Source organism: Citrobacter sp. MGH105, from assembly GCF_001037485.2.
In the GTDB taxonomy this organism is placed as follows: domain Bacteria; phylum Pseudomonadota; class Gammaproteobacteria; order Enterobacterales; family Enterobacteriaceae; genus Citrobacter; species Citrobacter portucalensis.
Map to the genome: position 1 here is coordinate 1,679,377 of NZ_CP073048.1, position 16,013 is coordinate 1,695,389.

Annotated in this window: 15 protein-coding genes; 3 read left to right on the forward strand and 12 right to left on the reverse strand. The window is 52.4% G+C overall.

What is annotated here, in order from left to right:
- Positions 1-38 precede the first annotated feature (38 nt).
- On the forward strand, positions 39-302 hold the full coding sequence (gene pmrD / locus SK35_RS07905) for a signal transduction protein PmrD (protein ID WP_048215865.1): 264 nt from the start codon (positions 39-41) through the stop codon (positions 300-302).
- Between the two features lie 2 nt (positions 303-304).
- Here pmrD and arnF read toward each other — a convergent pair whose 3' ends face one another.
- From arnF to nudI, 8 genes are all read right to left on the reverse strand, one after another.
- Entirely contained in the window at positions 305-691 is a 387-nt protein-coding gene (arnF, locus tag SK35_RS07910; protein WP_048215866.1) for a 4-amino-4-deoxy-L-arabinose-phosphoundecaprenol flippase subunit ArnF, read from the reverse strand.
- Positions 691-1,026, reverse strand: a complete 336-nt coding sequence (gene arnE, locus SK35_RS07915) for a 4-amino-4-deoxy-L-arabinose-phosphoundecaprenol flippase subunit ArnE (RefSeq protein WP_003834709.1) — start codon at positions 1,024-1,026, stop codon at positions 691-693. The genes arnF and arnE overlap by 1 nt, the downstream gene beginning before the upstream one ends.
- The gene (gene arnT / locus SK35_RS07920; protein WP_048215867.1) at positions 1,023-2,681 is read right to left on the reverse strand and encodes a lipid IV(A) 4-amino-4-deoxy-L-arabinosyltransferase; all 1,659 of its coding nucleotides are present in this window, start codon (positions 2,679-2,681) and stop codon (positions 1,023-1,025) included. The genes arnE and arnT overlap by 4 nt, the downstream gene beginning before the upstream one ends.
- Complete coding sequence (arnD, locus tag SK35_RS07925; protein WP_008785331.1) at positions 2,678-3,580, reverse strand: 4-deoxy-4-formamido-L-arabinose-phosphoundecaprenol deformylase; 903 nt, start codon at positions 3,578-3,580, stop codon at positions 2,678-2,680. Before arnD ends, arnT begins: the two co-directional genes overlap by 4 nt.
- Positions 3,577-5,559 (reverse strand): bifunctional UDP-4-amino-4-deoxy-L-arabinose formyltransferase/UDP-glucuronic acid oxidase ArnA, encoded by a 1,983-nt coding sequence (gene arnA, locus SK35_RS07930; protein WP_048215868.1) that lies wholly within the window; start codon positions 5,557-5,559, stop codon positions 3,577-3,579. The genes arnD and arnA overlap by 4 nt, the downstream gene beginning before the upstream one ends.
- Complete coding sequence (arnC, locus tag SK35_RS07935) at positions 5,556-6,539, reverse strand: undecaprenyl-phosphate 4-deoxy-4-formamido-L-arabinose transferase (protein WP_008785329.1); 984 nt, start codon at positions 6,537-6,539, stop codon at positions 5,556-5,558. Before arnC ends, arnA begins: the two co-directional genes overlap by 4 nt.
- A gap of 2 nt (positions 6,540-6,541) precedes the next feature.
- Positions 6,542-7,681, reverse strand: coding sequence for a UDP-4-amino-4-deoxy-L-arabinose aminotransferase (gene arnB / locus SK35_RS07940; protein ID WP_048215869.1), 1,140 nt, complete (start codon positions 7,679-7,681; stop codon positions 6,542-6,544).
- Positions 7,682-7,965: 284 nt separating this feature from the next.
- Positions 7,966-8,391: a nucleoside triphosphatase NudI gene (gene nudI, locus SK35_RS07945; protein ID WP_048215870.1), complete on the reverse strand. Its 426-nt coding sequence runs from the start codon at positions 8,389-8,391 to the stop codon at positions 7,966-7,968.
- A gap of 317 nt (positions 8,392-8,708) precedes the next feature.
- Here nudI and SK35_RS07950 point away from each other — a divergent pair, with 317 nt between their 5' ends.
- The gene (locus SK35_RS07950) at positions 8,709-9,251 is read left to right on the forward strand and encodes a YfaZ family outer membrane protein (protein ID WP_048215871.1); all 543 of its coding nucleotides are present in this window, start codon (positions 8,709-8,711) and stop codon (positions 9,249-9,251) included.
- A 79-nt stretch (positions 9,252-9,330) separates the two neighbouring features.
- The gene (locus SK35_RS07955) at positions 9,331-10,527 is read left to right on the forward strand and encodes a nicotinamide mononucleotide deamidase-related protein YfaY (protein ID WP_048215872.1); all 1,197 of its coding nucleotides are present in this window, start codon (positions 9,331-9,333) and stop codon (positions 10,525-10,527) included.
- A 38-nt stretch (positions 10,528-10,565) separates the two neighbouring features.
- On the opposite strand, the gene SK35_RS07960 is transcribed toward SK35_RS07955, so the two are convergent.
- The 4 genes from SK35_RS07960 to glpA form a co-directional block, all read right to left on the reverse strand.
- Entirely contained in the window at positions 10,566-11,495 is a 930-nt protein-coding gene (locus SK35_RS07960) for an Rpn family recombination-promoting nuclease/putative transposase (protein ID WP_048215873.1), read from the reverse strand.
- Positions 11,496-11,678: 183 nt separating this feature from the next.
- Positions 11,679-12,869 (reverse strand): anaerobic glycerol-3-phosphate dehydrogenase subunit GlpC, encoded by a 1,191-nt coding sequence (glpC, locus tag SK35_RS07965; RefSeq protein WP_048215874.1) that lies wholly within the window; start codon positions 12,867-12,869, stop codon positions 11,679-11,681.
- A complete protein-coding gene (gene glpB / locus SK35_RS07970) occupies positions 12,866-14,125 on the reverse strand; it encodes a glycerol-3-phosphate dehydrogenase subunit GlpB (RefSeq protein ID WP_048215875.1) in 1,260 nt (419 codons plus the stop codon). The genes glpC and glpB overlap by 4 nt, the downstream gene beginning before the upstream one ends.
- Positions 14,115-15,743 carry an anaerobic glycerol-3-phosphate dehydrogenase subunit A gene (glpA, locus tag SK35_RS07975; RefSeq protein ID WP_048215876.1) on the reverse strand — a complete coding sequence of 543 codons (1,629 nt, stop codon included), beginning with the start codon at positions 15,741-15,743 and terminating at the stop codon, positions 14,115-14,117. The genes glpB and glpA overlap by 11 nt, the downstream gene beginning before the upstream one ends.
- Positions 15,744-16,013: the final 270 nt, after the last annotated feature.

Sequence of the window (16,013 nt, forward strand, 5' to 3'; positions counted from 1 at the left end):
TGTAACCTGATGTGAAATTCATTAACAAAAGGTGCGCTATGGAATGGCATGTGAAGAAGTCTTGCTGTCACAAGAAAGCAGGGAGGCTCTATATCGTACTTTGCGATAGCGGTGGTTCTCTTAAGATGCTTGCTGAGGCGCAATCTTCCGAGCGGGTTAAGCCCGGCGATCTCCTTTCACCGCTGAAGGATGCGCAGTATTGTATTAACCGCGATACATCTCGTGTCATTAAGGTAATTGATGCCAGACAGTACATCTGTGATGAATGGGAACGTCTGTTACGACTGTCTGAAGATAAGTAATCTCAGGGCTGGTGTTTGCGTGAAGGCAGAAAAATCGTCATTAGCCCTGCCATGATGCACAGTACCCCTGCCAGCGCTTTCACTGAAAATGTTCCCTGCCAGCCGGGCAGGATCATTGAGGCAACCCACACCAGCACATAGCTCAGGCTGAGTAGGGCATAGGCTTTGCTCAGCGCGAGTTGGTGTAGGGCTTTATGCCAGCAAATAACCGACAGCAAATACCCTGCCAGCCCGGCATATAAAGCAAACGCACCAATACTGACAGAGAATACGGCGGAGATGAACGCCAGCGGCTGCAGCATTGGCGGCAGATTATCCATCGCAAAGCCGAGGCTCAACTGGGCGATGGAAGTGATCATCACGCTACATAATCCCCAAAATACGCCCATTACACTGCGCTCCCAAGAATAAATATGCCGGTAATGATCAGCCCAACGCCCAGCCAGTGGCGGGTTGTGACGGGTTCGCGCCAGATTTTCCATGCCGCGAGAGTTACCCATACAAAGTTAAGACTCAGCATGGGATAGGCAATACCGACAGGAATGTTTTGTAAAACCGCCAGCCATAGCAGCATGGCCAGACCGAGGCTTGCCAGAGCAAGCCCAATCCATTGCGTAATGTAGCGTTTTCGCGCACGAACAGACACCGGTCGGGTCGCCTGCTTCTGGCATAGCTGGCCGCAGACGCTGAGCAGGCTGGCGAGGACTAAGGCTATCCAGATCATTTGGGCCGATACTGAATCAGGACCAGACGCCCCTGATTATCAATGTAGTCAGCGGGAGGGATGGCAAGCTGATTAATATCTTCATCCTTACCGACAGAGAGCACGAGCGTAATGTTTCCTTGTTGACGATGTTGTGCTAACCAGTCGGCAAAATTCTCCCGACTGACAAAGCAGCCTTGAGCATCCGGGTAGTTGAGACCGTATTTTAACTCGCCCGTTTGTCCGTACATCATGATGTCGTCGCGCTTCAGGCTCCAGGCCAGTCCCGCAGCGACGCCAACGCTGTCGGTGAGAATATAACGGCTCGGCTCCAGCGATTCTTTGGTCATCTCGACAAAAAACTGCGGCTGTTTAGATTCCATCACCCGGTCAGGAATGGAGAAGCCAAATAACAGCGCCAGCCCTAATGGGCATAGTGCTGCGAATTTCCAGTTCTTCTCGCGGTTATTTAGCGTATACCAGCCAAAAATCGTCCAGATGATAAAGATGCCCCAGGCACAAAAAACCTTATACGTTTCGATATGCGACCAGACCGGCGTCTTCAATGGTCCCAGCGTGGAAACAATAAACGTAGCGACGATGCCGACGACACCAAATAGCACGTTGATCCAGCCATTGATGCGCAGGGATGTTGAGTCTTTTTCCGCAGCCTGCAGGCCGAAGCGCGCCGTTAATATCGCCAGCGGCGCGAAGCAGGAAAGAATATAGGTCGGCAGTTTTCCTTTCGCGATGCTGAAAAACAGGATTGGCATAATAATCCAGCTTAACAGGTACAGAGCACTGCGCGGAACATCCCGCTCACGCCAGCCCGTACGCAGCGCGCCGGGAAGCAGACCGAGCCACGGTAATGTGCCTGCCACAAATATCGGGATGTAGTACCAGATAGGAGCCTTATGCTGGGCATCATCCTGCGCAAAGCGCTGAATATGTTCAACCCAGAAGAAGTAATGCCAGAAATCCGGCTCGCGTTGTGCAATCGCTATACCCCACGGTAGTACGATCGCGATGCAGCCGATCACCGCCAGCAGACCGTAGAGAATGAGGTCTTTCCAACGCTTTTGGGCAAAAACCCAGGGTAATACGCTAAGCACAGGGACGGCGAGTGCCAGAAAACCTTTGGTCATTACACCCATACCGCAGGTCAGCCCAAGCAACAAAAAAGCGATGATTTTGCGTGTTCTGGTGGTGGCCTGCATGCCTTCCCAAAAACAGCACATGCCCGCCATCAGCCAAAGCGCTATGATGGGATCAAGTACCGCGTAGGTGCCGATGCTGTAAACCGAAAAAAACGTTAAAAAGATAGCGGAGGAGAGTACGGCGGTACGCTTATCATGCCACAGTCGCATGGCAAGCCAGGCTACCAGTAATGCGGTCAACAAAGTGGCAAAAATAGCACCCGCTCTGACGCCAAAATTGTTTGCGCCAAACAGCCATTGCCCAATGCTGTTCAACCAGTATCCGGCAATTGGTTTTTCAAAATAACGCAGCCCTAAAAAGTGTGGAACTATCCAGTCACCAGAGTTGAGCATTTCCCGGCTGATTTCAGCATAGCGCGTTTCATCAGGCTGCCAGAGCATACGGCTGTTGATAGGTAAAATAAAATACAGTGCGATTAAAGCGATAAATGCCAGAGTGTAGCGGGCAGCAGGTTTCATGGTGTCACACTCACCGGTTGTTGGCAGCCGAGCCATCCCTCTCTGCCGGGTATTTTTCCACGTACTATCTGTCCTAACGGCAGCGTACTGATGTCGTCAGGTAACAGCTCGCCAAGCGGGCAGAATGTCATCCCCATATCGGCAGCACGAATGAGCAACTCGTCAAAATTCTGATGAAAGGCGATACCTTCAACTTCCGCATGAATGGTGTACACCGGTGTTCCTCTGCTCATCTGGATGTGGGAGAGAATATAGGAGTTGAAGTCCACCGCCTGGACCTCCTGACCAACCACTTCATCCCATGTTGGTAGGGTGACGGGAATTTGTGGCGTCCCCGTTTTCCCGGATTCCAGCACCGGACGAAATAACGACGTTCCCCGACAGTCACTGTTATAGCGCAGATGGAATGCTTCTTTGGCATGGACGACACGGTTGTCGGCACGCCATCCGGCAACGGCAGAGCAGGTGACTGGCTGACCGATGATGGCTTCAAGTGCGGTGATGCCTTGCGAAATATCATCAATCAGCTGTTTGTCATTCCAGTTTCCGCTTCGCGCCTGCCAGGCGTGATGATCCCAGGCATGCAAACCGGTTTCATGAATCTGGGCGGTTTGTGCAATGATTGCCGCGTTGGCCTGGCCAATCTCTTTTCCCGGCCATGCGGTTCCCGCCAATAAAATATCCCATCCGTAGAGTGATGCTGCGTTTGAACGCAGCATCTTCCACAGAAATTGTGGCTTCACAAGACGCCAGAGATGGCGCCCCATGTTGTCAGGTCCAACGCTAAAGAAAAAACTTGCCCGAACGTTATGTCGGTTTAATGTCTCCAGCAGGCGGGGCACGCCTTCGCGCGTCCCCCTGAATGTATCGACATCAATGCGCAAGCCTACTTTGGTCATGATGTGTGTTCCGTGATATCCACACTGCGTAAGAAGAAGTCCAGCGTCTCTTCTACCGTTTCCTGCATCTCAATGGTCGGTTCCCAGTTCAGGCAGCGTTTTGCATTGCGAATGTTAGGTTTACGATGCTCAACGTCTTGATAACCTTTACCGTAGTAGCTGCTGCTTTCGACGTCACGGAAACCGGCAAACGGCGGGAAGTGGTTACGCAACGGATGTTTTTCAAAGCAGGAAAGCAGCATTTCTGCCAGTTCCTGAATACTTGCTTCGTTCTGTGGATTACCGATGTTGATAATCTCGCCGTCACAGCGGCCGTCTTCGTTTTCAATGATGCGGTACAGAGCTTCGATACCATCGCGAATGTCGGTAAAGCAGCGCTTTTGTTTGCCGCCTTCAATCAGCTTAATCGGTGAACCTTCCACCAGGTTGAGGATCAGTTGGGTAATGGCGCGTGAGCTGCCGATACGCGCGGCGTTAAGACTGTCCAGGCGCGGTCCCATCCAGTTAAACGGGCGGAACAGGGTGAAGCGCAATCCCTCTTTTTCGCCGTACGCCCAGATAACACGGTCCAGCAACTGCTTGGATACGGAGTAGATCCAGCGTGGTTTATTGACCGGACCGACGATCAGATTCGAACTGTCTTCATCAAAGACTTTGTCGGTACACATGCCGTAGACTTCGGATGTTGACGGGAAAATGATGCGCTTGCGGTATTTCACGCAGTAACGAATGATTTTCAGGTTCTCTTCAAAATCGAGCTCAAATACGCGCAACGGGTTGCGGGTATATTCGATTGGCGTTGCGATCGCCACCAGCGGCAGCACAACGTCGCATTTTTTCACATGATATTCAATCCATTCAGAGTGAATGCTGATATCACCTTCGACGAAATGGAATCGCGGATGTTGCAGTAAACGCCCAATGGCGTCGCTGCCAATATCGAGTCCATACACTTCGTAATTATCTTCTTGCAGCAGGCGCTCGGTCAGATGGTTACCAATGAAGCCGTTAACGCCGAGGATCAGCACGCGAGTACGGCGTTTGCTGGTGGTCACTGACTGGCTGTTCAGACGAGAACCTGGCACCAGACCCAGAACTTGCGCCAGTTGTGAACCCTGCATTGCAATACCATCGCCAGCTTGTCCGGTAATAATCTCCAGTGCGCCATCGACACAGGCGATCAGTAAAGGAGACACGGAGATGACGGTGCCCGGCTGGGCCGCAATGTCGTTTGTGCAAACGCGCGATGACCAGACGGTGAACTTTTGCGTGCCGACATAGCTAAATGCACCCGGCCATGGATCGCTGACGGCACGGACCTGGTTATGTAATTCCGCAGTAGGCTTGTTCCAGTCGAGGAAGCTATCTTCCGGTGTGCGGCGACCAAAACAGGTCGCCTCTGCTTCCTGTTGGGAGAGTTCTGCATAATCTCCCGTTTTAATCGCGGGCAGCGCCTCTTCCAGCAGGTGACGCGCAGCCTGGCACAGCTTATGGTGCAGCGTTAACGCCACATCATCCGGTGAAATAGCGACACGCTTCTGGGCAACTATGGCACCAGCATCCGCGCGTTTGACCATGCGGTGAAGCGTGACGCCGGTTTCGGTTTCACCATTGACCAATACCCAGTTCAATGGCGCGCGACCACGGTATTTCGGCAGCAGCGAGCCGTGCAGATTAAATGCACCCTTAGGGGCAAGACTGAGGATCTCATCACTCAGTAAATGGCGATAGTAGAACGAGAAGATAACATCGGGTGCCAGTTGGCTAATGCGCTCAATCCACAGGGGATGATTAACCTCGTCTGGGGCGTAAACCGGAATACCGGCGCTGGCCGCGAGGCGGGAAACAGATCCAAAAAACGCTTTTTCACCCGGGTTGTCGGTGTGCGTAAAAATGGCAGCGATTTCATAACCTGCATCCATCAAGGCCTGGATACCCTGACATCCCATATCGTGATAGGCAAATACGACGGCTTTCATGCGCGGTTTTCCTCGGTTGACTGCGTAGTTTGTGGGCGGATAACGTGTTGAACAAAATAGCGGGGGCGGGCGCGGACATCGTTATAGATGCGACCGATATATTCGCCGAGTAAACCCATGCCAATAAACTGTGCGCCGATAAAGGTAAACAGGACGGCAAACAGCATGAATACCCCTTCTGCTGCCCACTGTGGGCCGAGCGTCAGGCGCAGAACAACAAGCAGGACTGATAAGGTAAAGCCCGTGGCAGCGATCACGCTGCCCAGCAGGCTCAACATGCGAAGCGGTGTTGTGGTAAGGCAAGTCACCAGGTCATACATCAGGTTGATCAGACGCATGAAGCTGTATTTGGAGTCACCAAATTCACGCTCTGCATGATGTACCGGGATCTCCGTGGCGCGACGGGCAAAAATGTTGGCCAGAATAGGGATAAAGGTGCTGCGCTCCTGGCAATGCAGCATGGCATCGACGATGTGACGGCGATAGGCGCGTAGCATGCAGCCGTAGTCGCCCATTGCTTTACCGGTGGTTCGTTGGATCAGATGGTTGATCATTCGTGAGGCGGTCTTACGAAATACGCTATCCTGACGGTTCTGGCGTACCGTGCCTACCACATCGAAACCCTCATCTGCAGTGGCGACCAACCGTGGGATCTCCTCCGGCGGGTTTTGCAAATCAGCATCCAGCGTGATGATCAAGTCTCCGGTGACATGGCTGAAACCGGCCATAATCGCCGAGTGCTGTCCGTAATTACGATTCAGTAAAATAGAGACAATATGGCTGTTCGGTGCCTGAGAGGCGTCCATCATCAACTGAGCGGAACGGTCGCTGCTGCCGTCGTCGATTAGCAGAATTTCATAGTCTTTGCCCAATTTCTCGCAGGCGTCGCTGGTGCGTCTGATTAACTCTGGCAGGCTTTCCTGTTCATTAAAAACGGGAATAACAACCGAGACTTTTTTAATCGGTGTGGCTTCAAACATGCTCATTGTCCTGCTATCTCGCGAAGCGCCGTAATGACCCGCTGAGTGTCATCGTCGGTCATGTCGGGGAATAACGGCAGCGAACAGATGCGTGCGCTATTCCATTCTGTATTTGGGAGCGAAAGGGTAGTGAAGCGTTCGCGATAATATTTTTGCGTATGGGCTGCACGAAAATGCAGGCCGGTGCCGATATCTTTGGCCTTTAGCGCTTCCATCAGCGCATCTCTGCTCAGGCCACAGCGCGCTTCGTCAACGCGAATGATGAACAGATGCCAGGCATGAACGTGCGACCACTGCGGTAGGCCCAGCGGTTGAAATGACGTATCAGCCAGCGCTTTTTGATAGTGCTGGGCAATTTGCGCCCGGCGTGAGTTCAGTTGCTCCAGCTTATTGAGCTGTACCAGCGCAATAGCGGCATTGATATCCGTCAGGTTGTATTTGTATCCAGGTGCAAGCACTTCGGCCTGCGGTGCCCGACCATAGGTTTGTCGATCAAAAGCATCAACGCCCAGACCGTGAAACTTCAGACTGCGAAGCCGCTGAGCAAGCTGGCTGTCGTCGGTAACGATCAGTCCACCTTCCGCACAGGTGATATTTTTAATAGCGTGAAACGAGAAGATTGCCGTGCCGCGAGCACCGACATGACGGCCCTTATACAATGTCCCTACGGCATGGGCTGCGTCTTCTATTACCGGGATTCCATAACGCTCGCCAATGGCATAAATTGCGTCGAGGTCGGCGGGGGCGCCAGCATAATGTACTGGAACAATGGCTTTGGTTCGTGGGGTAATAGCAGCTTCAATTTGCTCAGGTGTCACCATAAGCGTATCGCGGTCGACATCGATCATCACTGGCGTCGCCCCCAGCAAAACAATCATGTTGAGGGTAGAAACCCACGTCATCGACGGCGTAATGACCTCGTCGCCCGCACCAATGCCCAGCGCCATCAGCGTAATGTGCATTCCTGCAGTGGCGGAGCAAACGGCGACGGCATGCTTATTCCCCGTGAGCTGGCAAAAAGCCTCTTCCAACTGTTGATTTTTCGGGCCGGTGGTTATCCATCCAGAGTCCAGAACCGCCTTCACTGCGGCAAGTTCTTCAGCGCCCATGGCCGGGCGAGAGAAAGGCAAAAAGTCAGACATCATTATTCCTTCAAGCCATTTAACGCCACCGAAGTTTTATTTTTAGTGATAAACAGGGGCGTCGTTAATTATTTCATCAGGCTACAAAGGTTAATGACTGAAGGTTAATTTATCCTTAAGAGTTTAAGGTTTGGGAACGATAGCTAAATAGAGGTGTTTTTATGTTTATCTTAATGAAATTAAGTGTTTTTTTAGGTTTTTGCGACATTGCTGTTTGCTATAAGTTGATGAGTGCAATGCCGCTATTCAGAATGTTAATTATATGCCGTTATTAAAATGATAACCTACAGTAACCCTTTTAAGGTTAACGTTTTACGCGTGGCGATATTTAAATCGTAGGCACTGAGATCTTCCGGTTTAACCCAGGCGAATGCCTGGAACTCTTCGTTAATCTTCACTTCACGATTCGCCGCGACACAATCGAAGATAAGATAAATCATGTAAATCTCTTCCTGACTGCCATCAGCATAGGTTTTAGTGCGAATATCATCACTGAAGGTCCAGGGGGTAATTTCTGATAACACCAGTTGCTCGCCCAGCTCTTCCCTCACTTCACGGCGCAGAGCTTCTTCAATACGTTCACCCGGTTCAACACCGCCGCCAGAAAGCGCCCACTGACCGGGAAACACACCGCGGTCATCAGCCATTTTGCAGAGTAAATAACAGCCATCGTTTTGAATTAATGGGCAAACAATCGTTCTTTGGCGCATCAGTCGAGTCCTTGTTGGGGAGGTAGAGAAAATTCCGTCATGCACGCATCTTACCTTTTGCTGGCGGCAGAAAAAATGTTTCATCGGTGATTAAGAGCGCTTTGGCAGGGAAAACAGGATGTTTGTTGAAAATGACGTTCTGGGACGTCCAACTGTGTAATTGGCACAAGAATTTAACCTTAAATAAATCTTGTGAGTAGTATTTAGTTACAATATGTCATTGCATCGCTTTTTTAGCTCATTGATTCCTCGCCATCTGACAGTACAATTCATCGGTTTTGGGGCTATGTTTTGATTCTTGCTGGAAAGGATAGAAAATGAAAAAAAGTTTAATGTTGGGTTTTGCCGGAATGCTGTTTGTTTCCGCGTCGGCGAGCGCGATTAGCATCAGCGGCCAGGCTGGCGAAGACTACACCAACCTGGGATTCGGTATGGGCACTGAGAGTACTGGTCTGGCCGTCAGCGGTAACTGGATGCATAACGATGACGACGGTGATGTTGCCGGGCTGGGTTTAGGTTTGAATATCCCACTGGGGCCGCTGATGGCGACCGTTGGTGGTAAAGGTGTTTATACTAATCCAAACGATGGCGATGAAGGCTATGCTGCTGCTGTCGGTGGTGGTTTACAATGGCCAATTGGCGATAGCTTCCGTCTGTTTGGTGAGTATTATTACTCTCCTGATTCACTTTCCAGCGGTATCGACAGCTATGAAGAAGCGAATGCCGGTGCGCGTCTGACCATTATGCGTCCGCTGAGCATCGAAGCCGGTTATCGTTACCTGAACCTGGCAGGCAAAGACGGCAACCGTGATAACGCGATTGCTGATGGCCCGTACGTTGGGGTTAACGCCAGCTTCTAACATTTCTGGCGCGGCGTTCAGTCGCGCCTTCCCCCCTCCATGCGTTATAGTGTTTTCATCATAAAAGCAGGAGAACACGATGTTAAACGTGGAGATGCTATCCACAGGGGATGAAGTGTTGCACGGACAAATCGTCGACACCAATGCCGCCTGGCTGGCCGATTTTTTCTTTAATCAGGGTTTACCGCTAACACGCCGCAACACGGTAGGTGACAATCTTAACGATTTGGTCGCCGTTTTGCGTGAGCGTAGCGAGCACGCCGATGTACTGATCGTTAATGGCGGTCTGGGACCTACCAGCGATGATTTGAGCGCGCTGGCAGCGGCAACGGCAAAAGGCGAAGGGCTGGTGCTGCATGAAGCATGGCTGGCCGAGATGGAGCGATATTTCCGCGATCGTGGCCGCGTGATGGCGCCGAGCAACCGCAAACAGGCTGAACTTCCGGCCAGCGCTGAGTTTATCAATAATCCGGTGGGTACCGCGTGCGGGTTCGCCCTGAAGCTTAACCGCTGCCTGATGTTCTTTACACCGGGTGTACCGTCAGAATTCAAAGTCATGGTGGAGCATGAGATCCTGCCCCGTTTGCGTGAGCGTTTCTCTTTGGCTCAGCCCCCGTTATGCCTGCGATTAACCACCTTTGGCCGTTCTGAAAGCGATCTGGCGCAGAGCCTGGATCCGCTCCCGTTGCCTCCGGGAGTAACAATGGGTTATCGCTCCTCAATGCCAATTATTGAGCTGAAGCTGACCGGGCCGGACTCCCAACGGGAAGCGATGCTGGCGCTGTGGCCAGAAGTTAAGCGGGTTGCCGGGCAGAATATGATTTTTGAAGGTACGGAAGGCTTACCCGCGCAAATCGCCCGCACGTTGCAAGAACGGCAATTCAGCCTGACGCTGAGCGAACAATTCACCGGTGGTCTGGTGGCATTGCAGCTTTCTCGTTCGAATGCGCCACTGTTGGCGAGTGAAGTGGTTCCGCCTCAGGAAGAAACTCTGGCGCAAACGGCGCATTGGATAACCGAGCGACGCAGCAAGCATTATGCTGGATTAGCACTCGCGATATCGGCTTTCGAAAACGAACATATTAACTTTGCGCTGGCCACGGCTGATGGGACACACGCCTTGCGCGTACGGCTGAATGCAAATCGCTACAGCCTGGCGATTCGTCAGGAAGTGTGCGCGATGATGGCGCTAAATATGCTGCGCCGCTGGCTTAACAATCTGGAAATCGCTAGCGAACACGGCTGGATCGAAGTGGTTGAGTCGTTGACGATTTAATCACAGATTGGGAAGGCTAAATGCCTTCCCAATCTGGCTCATGCGGTGGTATCGCCAGGCAATAGCCCGGTAATTAACTGAACTAAATCACGATCAATACCTTGTTCCAGCATTATGTGAGCGATACGTAAGGCTTCTTCTTGCGTACCTTTTTGCACCCCTTGTTCTAACCCTTGCTGTATCCCTTCTTGCAGTCCATTTTGGTGGCCTTCCTGCCTGAGCCTCTCTGCAATTGTCATCAGCTTCTCCTTGTGATGGGGGGATCGTTCGGCAACTTCGCGGATAAACTCACTGACGCGAGAAACGTCGCCGTACCGTATCAGGTAATTAAATAGCGTTTGTAGCTGGCTGTCATTAGCAGTGCTTGTAATTAATAGCGAGACCAGGCGGTCCACTAACCCCATTAAATCACGATCGCGGATATGTTTTTGCATCAACTCAAGCAGCGCAACCCCGCGATGCTGCGCGATTTCATCGTCAGGTATTACGGTAATGTCGACCAGCGGAAAAGCCTCTGAATACAGTTGTCGTGCCAGTTGCGGATTTTCAAATTCATCCAGCCAGTTGAGCGACCAGGGATAGGGACTTTGTTGACCGTGATAAAACAACATGGGGATCACCAGCGGCAGCGTTTTATTCCCGGCATCAAGATGATGCTGCATCGCCGCGGTGGCATAACGCATCAGGCGAAATGCCATATGCGGTACCGCGGTACTCTGATGTTCAATAACACAATAAATATAGCCCTGACCTTCGCGGGTTTTTAGTGACCACACTACGTCGGAGTAGTATGCGCGGAGATCCTGCTCGATAAAACTGGTGGACTCCAGCTTCAGCGTTTGTAAATCACATATCTCACGTAATGCGATGGGAAGGTGTATATCCAGAAAATCCCGAGCCATCTCAGGGTAAGACATTATCTTTTTAAAAACGGCATCATGCGGTATAGATGTAGTGGATTTAGCCATGGTAGTCCGTCACCAGAAAGAGAAGATGGCGTGACGGTATCCACTTTTAATATGCGCTGCATGCGGGAAATGTGTTCTTTGCGTGGGTGAATCAGAGATAAATACGTCCGACTGCAACATATTCAATTAAGCGGAACGGACTACGCAAAAATGCCCGGTAGCAAATGCTACCGGGCAACAGAGTTAACCCAACGCTTTGGCAAGCAGGGTGATAGGATGTTCGCAGCTTTTGCTTGTAGACATCTCAATCTGCCATTTACAGGTTTCGCAGTCGGTGACGACGATATCAGCGCCGCTTTCTTCAATTTGGCGGAATAACGGTGCGCCAATAGACTGTGACGTCGGATAGTTTTCCTTTTTAAAGCCGTAAGTCCCGGCAATCCCGCAACACTGAGAATCCAGCACCGTCAGCTCCAGCCCTGGAATTTGTCGCAGTAGCTCCAGCGTATAGAGCGTCCAGCCCATTTTCTCCATGTGACATGGCGTGTGATAGACCACCTTCAGCGGCAGCGTTTTCAGCGGCAGCGTTTTACCTTCATCCAGCTTGCGCCATAGCCAGCGGGTTGCCAGTTCAATGTGTTCACGCAGGCCTGAGTTGTCGACATCCAGCACTTCCGGATATTCATCACGTAGCGCAAAGGTACAGGTTGATGAGGTGGCGATCACCGGAATGCCTTTGCCATCAATCGCCTCTCTGAGTGAGGCCACGTTGCTTACTGCCTGCTTACGCGCTTTATCGGTAAAACCGTTGGCAATCAGCGGCACGCCGCAGCATTTCTCTTTACTCAGCAGTTGCACGCCAGTACCCATCGCATTCAACACCTTGATCAGGTCTTTGCCGAGCTGGGGATGGTTGTAATTCACAAAACAGCCGTGGAAAAAGGCGACCTGATCCTGATACTGCGCCTGCTGTGCGGCAACGCTGCGATACCAGCGGCGGAAGGTGCCAAAGGAGTACTTCGGCAGCGTACGGCGATGATCGATTTTTAGCGCGTAATCCAGCAGTTGACGCACCGGTTTTAAAGAGGTGGCGGTATTCACTATTGGGGCGAAGGGGGTGGATACGCTACCCATTAAATCGGTATGGCTTAAGACAAAGTTACGCAACGATGGGCGCGTCGTGTCGTATTTGGCGCGCGCGCGCTGGATAATATCGCCGATTTTCACGTCTGACGGACAGGCCACTTCGCAGCGTTTACAGTTGATGCAGTATTTCAGCGCGTCGTCATATAGCGCGCCATCTTTCAGGCGCAGACGTTCACCGTCCGGGCCGGCCTGCTTAGGACCCGGGTAGCTCGGATTGACGCGGCTTACCGGGCAGGAGGTGGTGCACACCGTACATTTGATACAACTTTCAAAACGTGTGTCGCTCATTGCTGTCCTCCTGCACGTTTCGCAATATGATGCGCGGCATGTAAGGCGCTAACTGCGCACACGCCGCCTCCGCAACCCTGGGCGATAGGGTCGAATCCGCCGAGGACGGAACCAATGGCATACATGTTTTCTATCGTTTTTCCCGCCAGTGATGGACGCAACGCGGTATCGGTTGTTACGCCAAACTGTTGCCACGGTTGTGGATCGAAAACATCACGCTGATACCACTCGGCGCGGGTAGCTGTTTGCTGTACATCCAGTCCCAGGATTGGTTCGTAGATTGCCTCACGCGTGGCGACCAGCCCGCTGCTGAAGAAACTGCCGCTGGCGAGCACGGCGAAACGTGGCCGCAAGGGGATATCGGCATGATTTCGGGTCCAGATTTCGCTGACCACGCCATCCTGACAGGTGATTTTTTTCACTTCATCACCCGGCATCCACACACCGCCCTGGCGCACAAACTGGCGCTGCAATTTGTTGTGCAAACGCATGCCCAGTACCGAAGGTGGTAGGGTCGGTAACAGTGTCAGAGAGCAGGGGAGGCGCTCGTTAAGCCACTGCCAGAGCCGCTCATCTGCCAGACCAAAGCATGCCGGCATGATTATCATGTCGCAGGTTTTTGCCATTGGCAGCAATGCGTCATAGAGCAGCGACCATTTATCTTCGTTATCCAGCAGGCGCGCAATATTAACGGCGCGAAACTCGGTTGGGTTATCACGCAGGACATCCAGCTCCGGTAGCTCGATTTCTGCTGTCTCGACGCTGAGATTGCGTTGGCGTAATGACGCCGCGGCGAGATGCGCCTGAAAATCCAGTAACCCGCTAATCCCTACAACGCAGATACGCTGTGCGGACAGAGGCCAGACCGGCACTTCCGGGGAACTTAACCAGGTTGAGCGCAGGGTGCCCAGCGGGGTAACACGTTGATGCGCCTGATGCACTTTGCCCTGCAAATGTGTTCCGCATTCTTCCAGCAAATTTTGCGCCTGCTGGGCCAGTTCCAGAACGTTCTGCGTTCCGATGGTGCTATACGGATGTGCGGGTGCCTGAGTGCGCAGCGCATTCAAACCCGCTTCTATATCCGTCACCGGTTGACCATCGGGTAAGCTGCTGAGCAAATCCAGTGAGCCGGAGGAAAAATGCAGGGCGCTTTGGCCGCGGGTAACAATCGTGCAGCGCAGTCCGCTTTTTTGCAGTTGCAGGCCACATAGCAGTCCGGCGAGGCCGCCGCCGATAATGACGGTATCAAATTTCATCCTGGTGCTCCTTTTCCAGACCACACAACCCTTGATAAACCCAGCGCGTGAATTCGCTTTCGCGCAGCGCATCTCCCCAGGCGATAGGCTGCACGCCTTTCCAGCGTTCGTTGAGGAAATCGGAAAGCTGGGTAATGGACTGCGCTGCGGTAGTGACATTAAAACGTTGCAGCAAACCTGCGGCGCGGCAGGCACACAATTCGCCCTGGCAGGTCCCCATTCCAACACGGGTACGGCGACGCAAATCGAGCAGGCTGTTGACGGTTAAATTCTCGACGGCGTATTGCACTTCGCCTGCGGTGACTGCTTCGCATTCGCAGACCAGGCTGCGGTGCTGACGGCCTTCGCTAAGCCACGCAGGGGTGCGATCGCCGTGACGGTAGACCGCCGAGCCGCGTAGTGGCGCGGGCAATGAGATCACGCGTTTAAGCGTATGCTCGGTAGATTCCTGTGAGCCAGGCAGCGCGGTGTCTGCCGTTGTGCAAGGCTGGGTATTGCCCAGCTTACGGCAAACGGCATCGGTGGCCCATTCCGCCATCAGGCGGTAGGTCATCAGTTTGCCGCCGGTAATGGTGATAAACCCTTCCAGTCCGTCACGTTCAGCGTGATCGAACAGTACAATCCCACGGCTGACGTTACGACCGCTTGGGTCGTCGTCGCTGGCCACCAGCGGGCGTACGCCGGAGTAGGCGCGTAAAATGCGCGTTTTCGCCATAATCGGCGCCAGCTTCTCGCCTTCACGCAGCAGAATATCGACCTCTTCTGCGGTGACGCGGTTGCTGTCGATATCGTCGTAATCAATGTGCTGTGAGGTGGTACCGATCAGTGAAATGGTATCGCCAGGCACCAGAATATCGGCGTCAGAAGGCTTACGGCAGCGGTTAATGACATGCTGGTTAATGCGATGATCCATAATCAGCAACGAACCTTTGGCCGGGAACATACGGATGCTCAGATCGGCATATTCCGCAATGCGTTGACCCCAGATCCCAGCGGCGTTGACGACAACCGGTGCATGCAGGGACTGCATTTCGCCTGTCAGATGATTGCGCACGTTAACGCCGCAAACCGTTGCGCCTTTGCGGATCAGTCCCGTCACTTCATGCGCCGTTAAGATAACCGCGCCATTCTCACGCGCATCCAGCATGTTAGCTGCTGTTAAGCGGAAAGGATCGACCGTGCCGTCTGGTACTTTTACTGCACCAATCAGCTGTGGATTCACAGAAGGTTCGATAATACGTGCCTGCTGAGGGTCAATCGCTTCTGCGCGAATCCCTGTCTCTTCACATGCGCGAATAAAGGTGGCCTGGAAGGACAGCTCATCCTCCGGCAGAGTAATAAACAGACCGTCCGTTGGCTCAACGCAATGACGGGCGATACGTTTCAGAATTTGGTTTTCGCTGATGCACTCACGGGCAGATTCAGCGTCGGTGACGGCGTAGCGTGCACCGCTGTGCAGCAGACCGTGGTTGCGCCCGGTCGCACCTGTGGCGATATCATGGCGTTCCACTAAGATGACGCGCAACCCGCGCAGCGCACAGTCACGTGCGATCCCTGCACCTGTTGCTCCTCCACCAATGATAATCACGTCACTTGTTTGCGAGTCGCGAGTTTTCATTGTTTTTCCTCACAGTTCGTTTTTTATCATTTAGCCACATAAAAAACATGGATTGTTTGATTTCGCGCATAATCGCTCATTATTCGAAAATGAAACGTGATTCCGTGCGCCTTTATGAACATTTGTCATAAATCTGTAACAATATGTGCTGCGTTTCACATTTTTGTTAGGTATCTTTCCTTAACATCGCGGCCACACTGGAAGCGGTAGGGTAGTAATGACGAACTGCAGTGTTTACTTCGAATGAAAGACGGCCACGGAGGCTACACT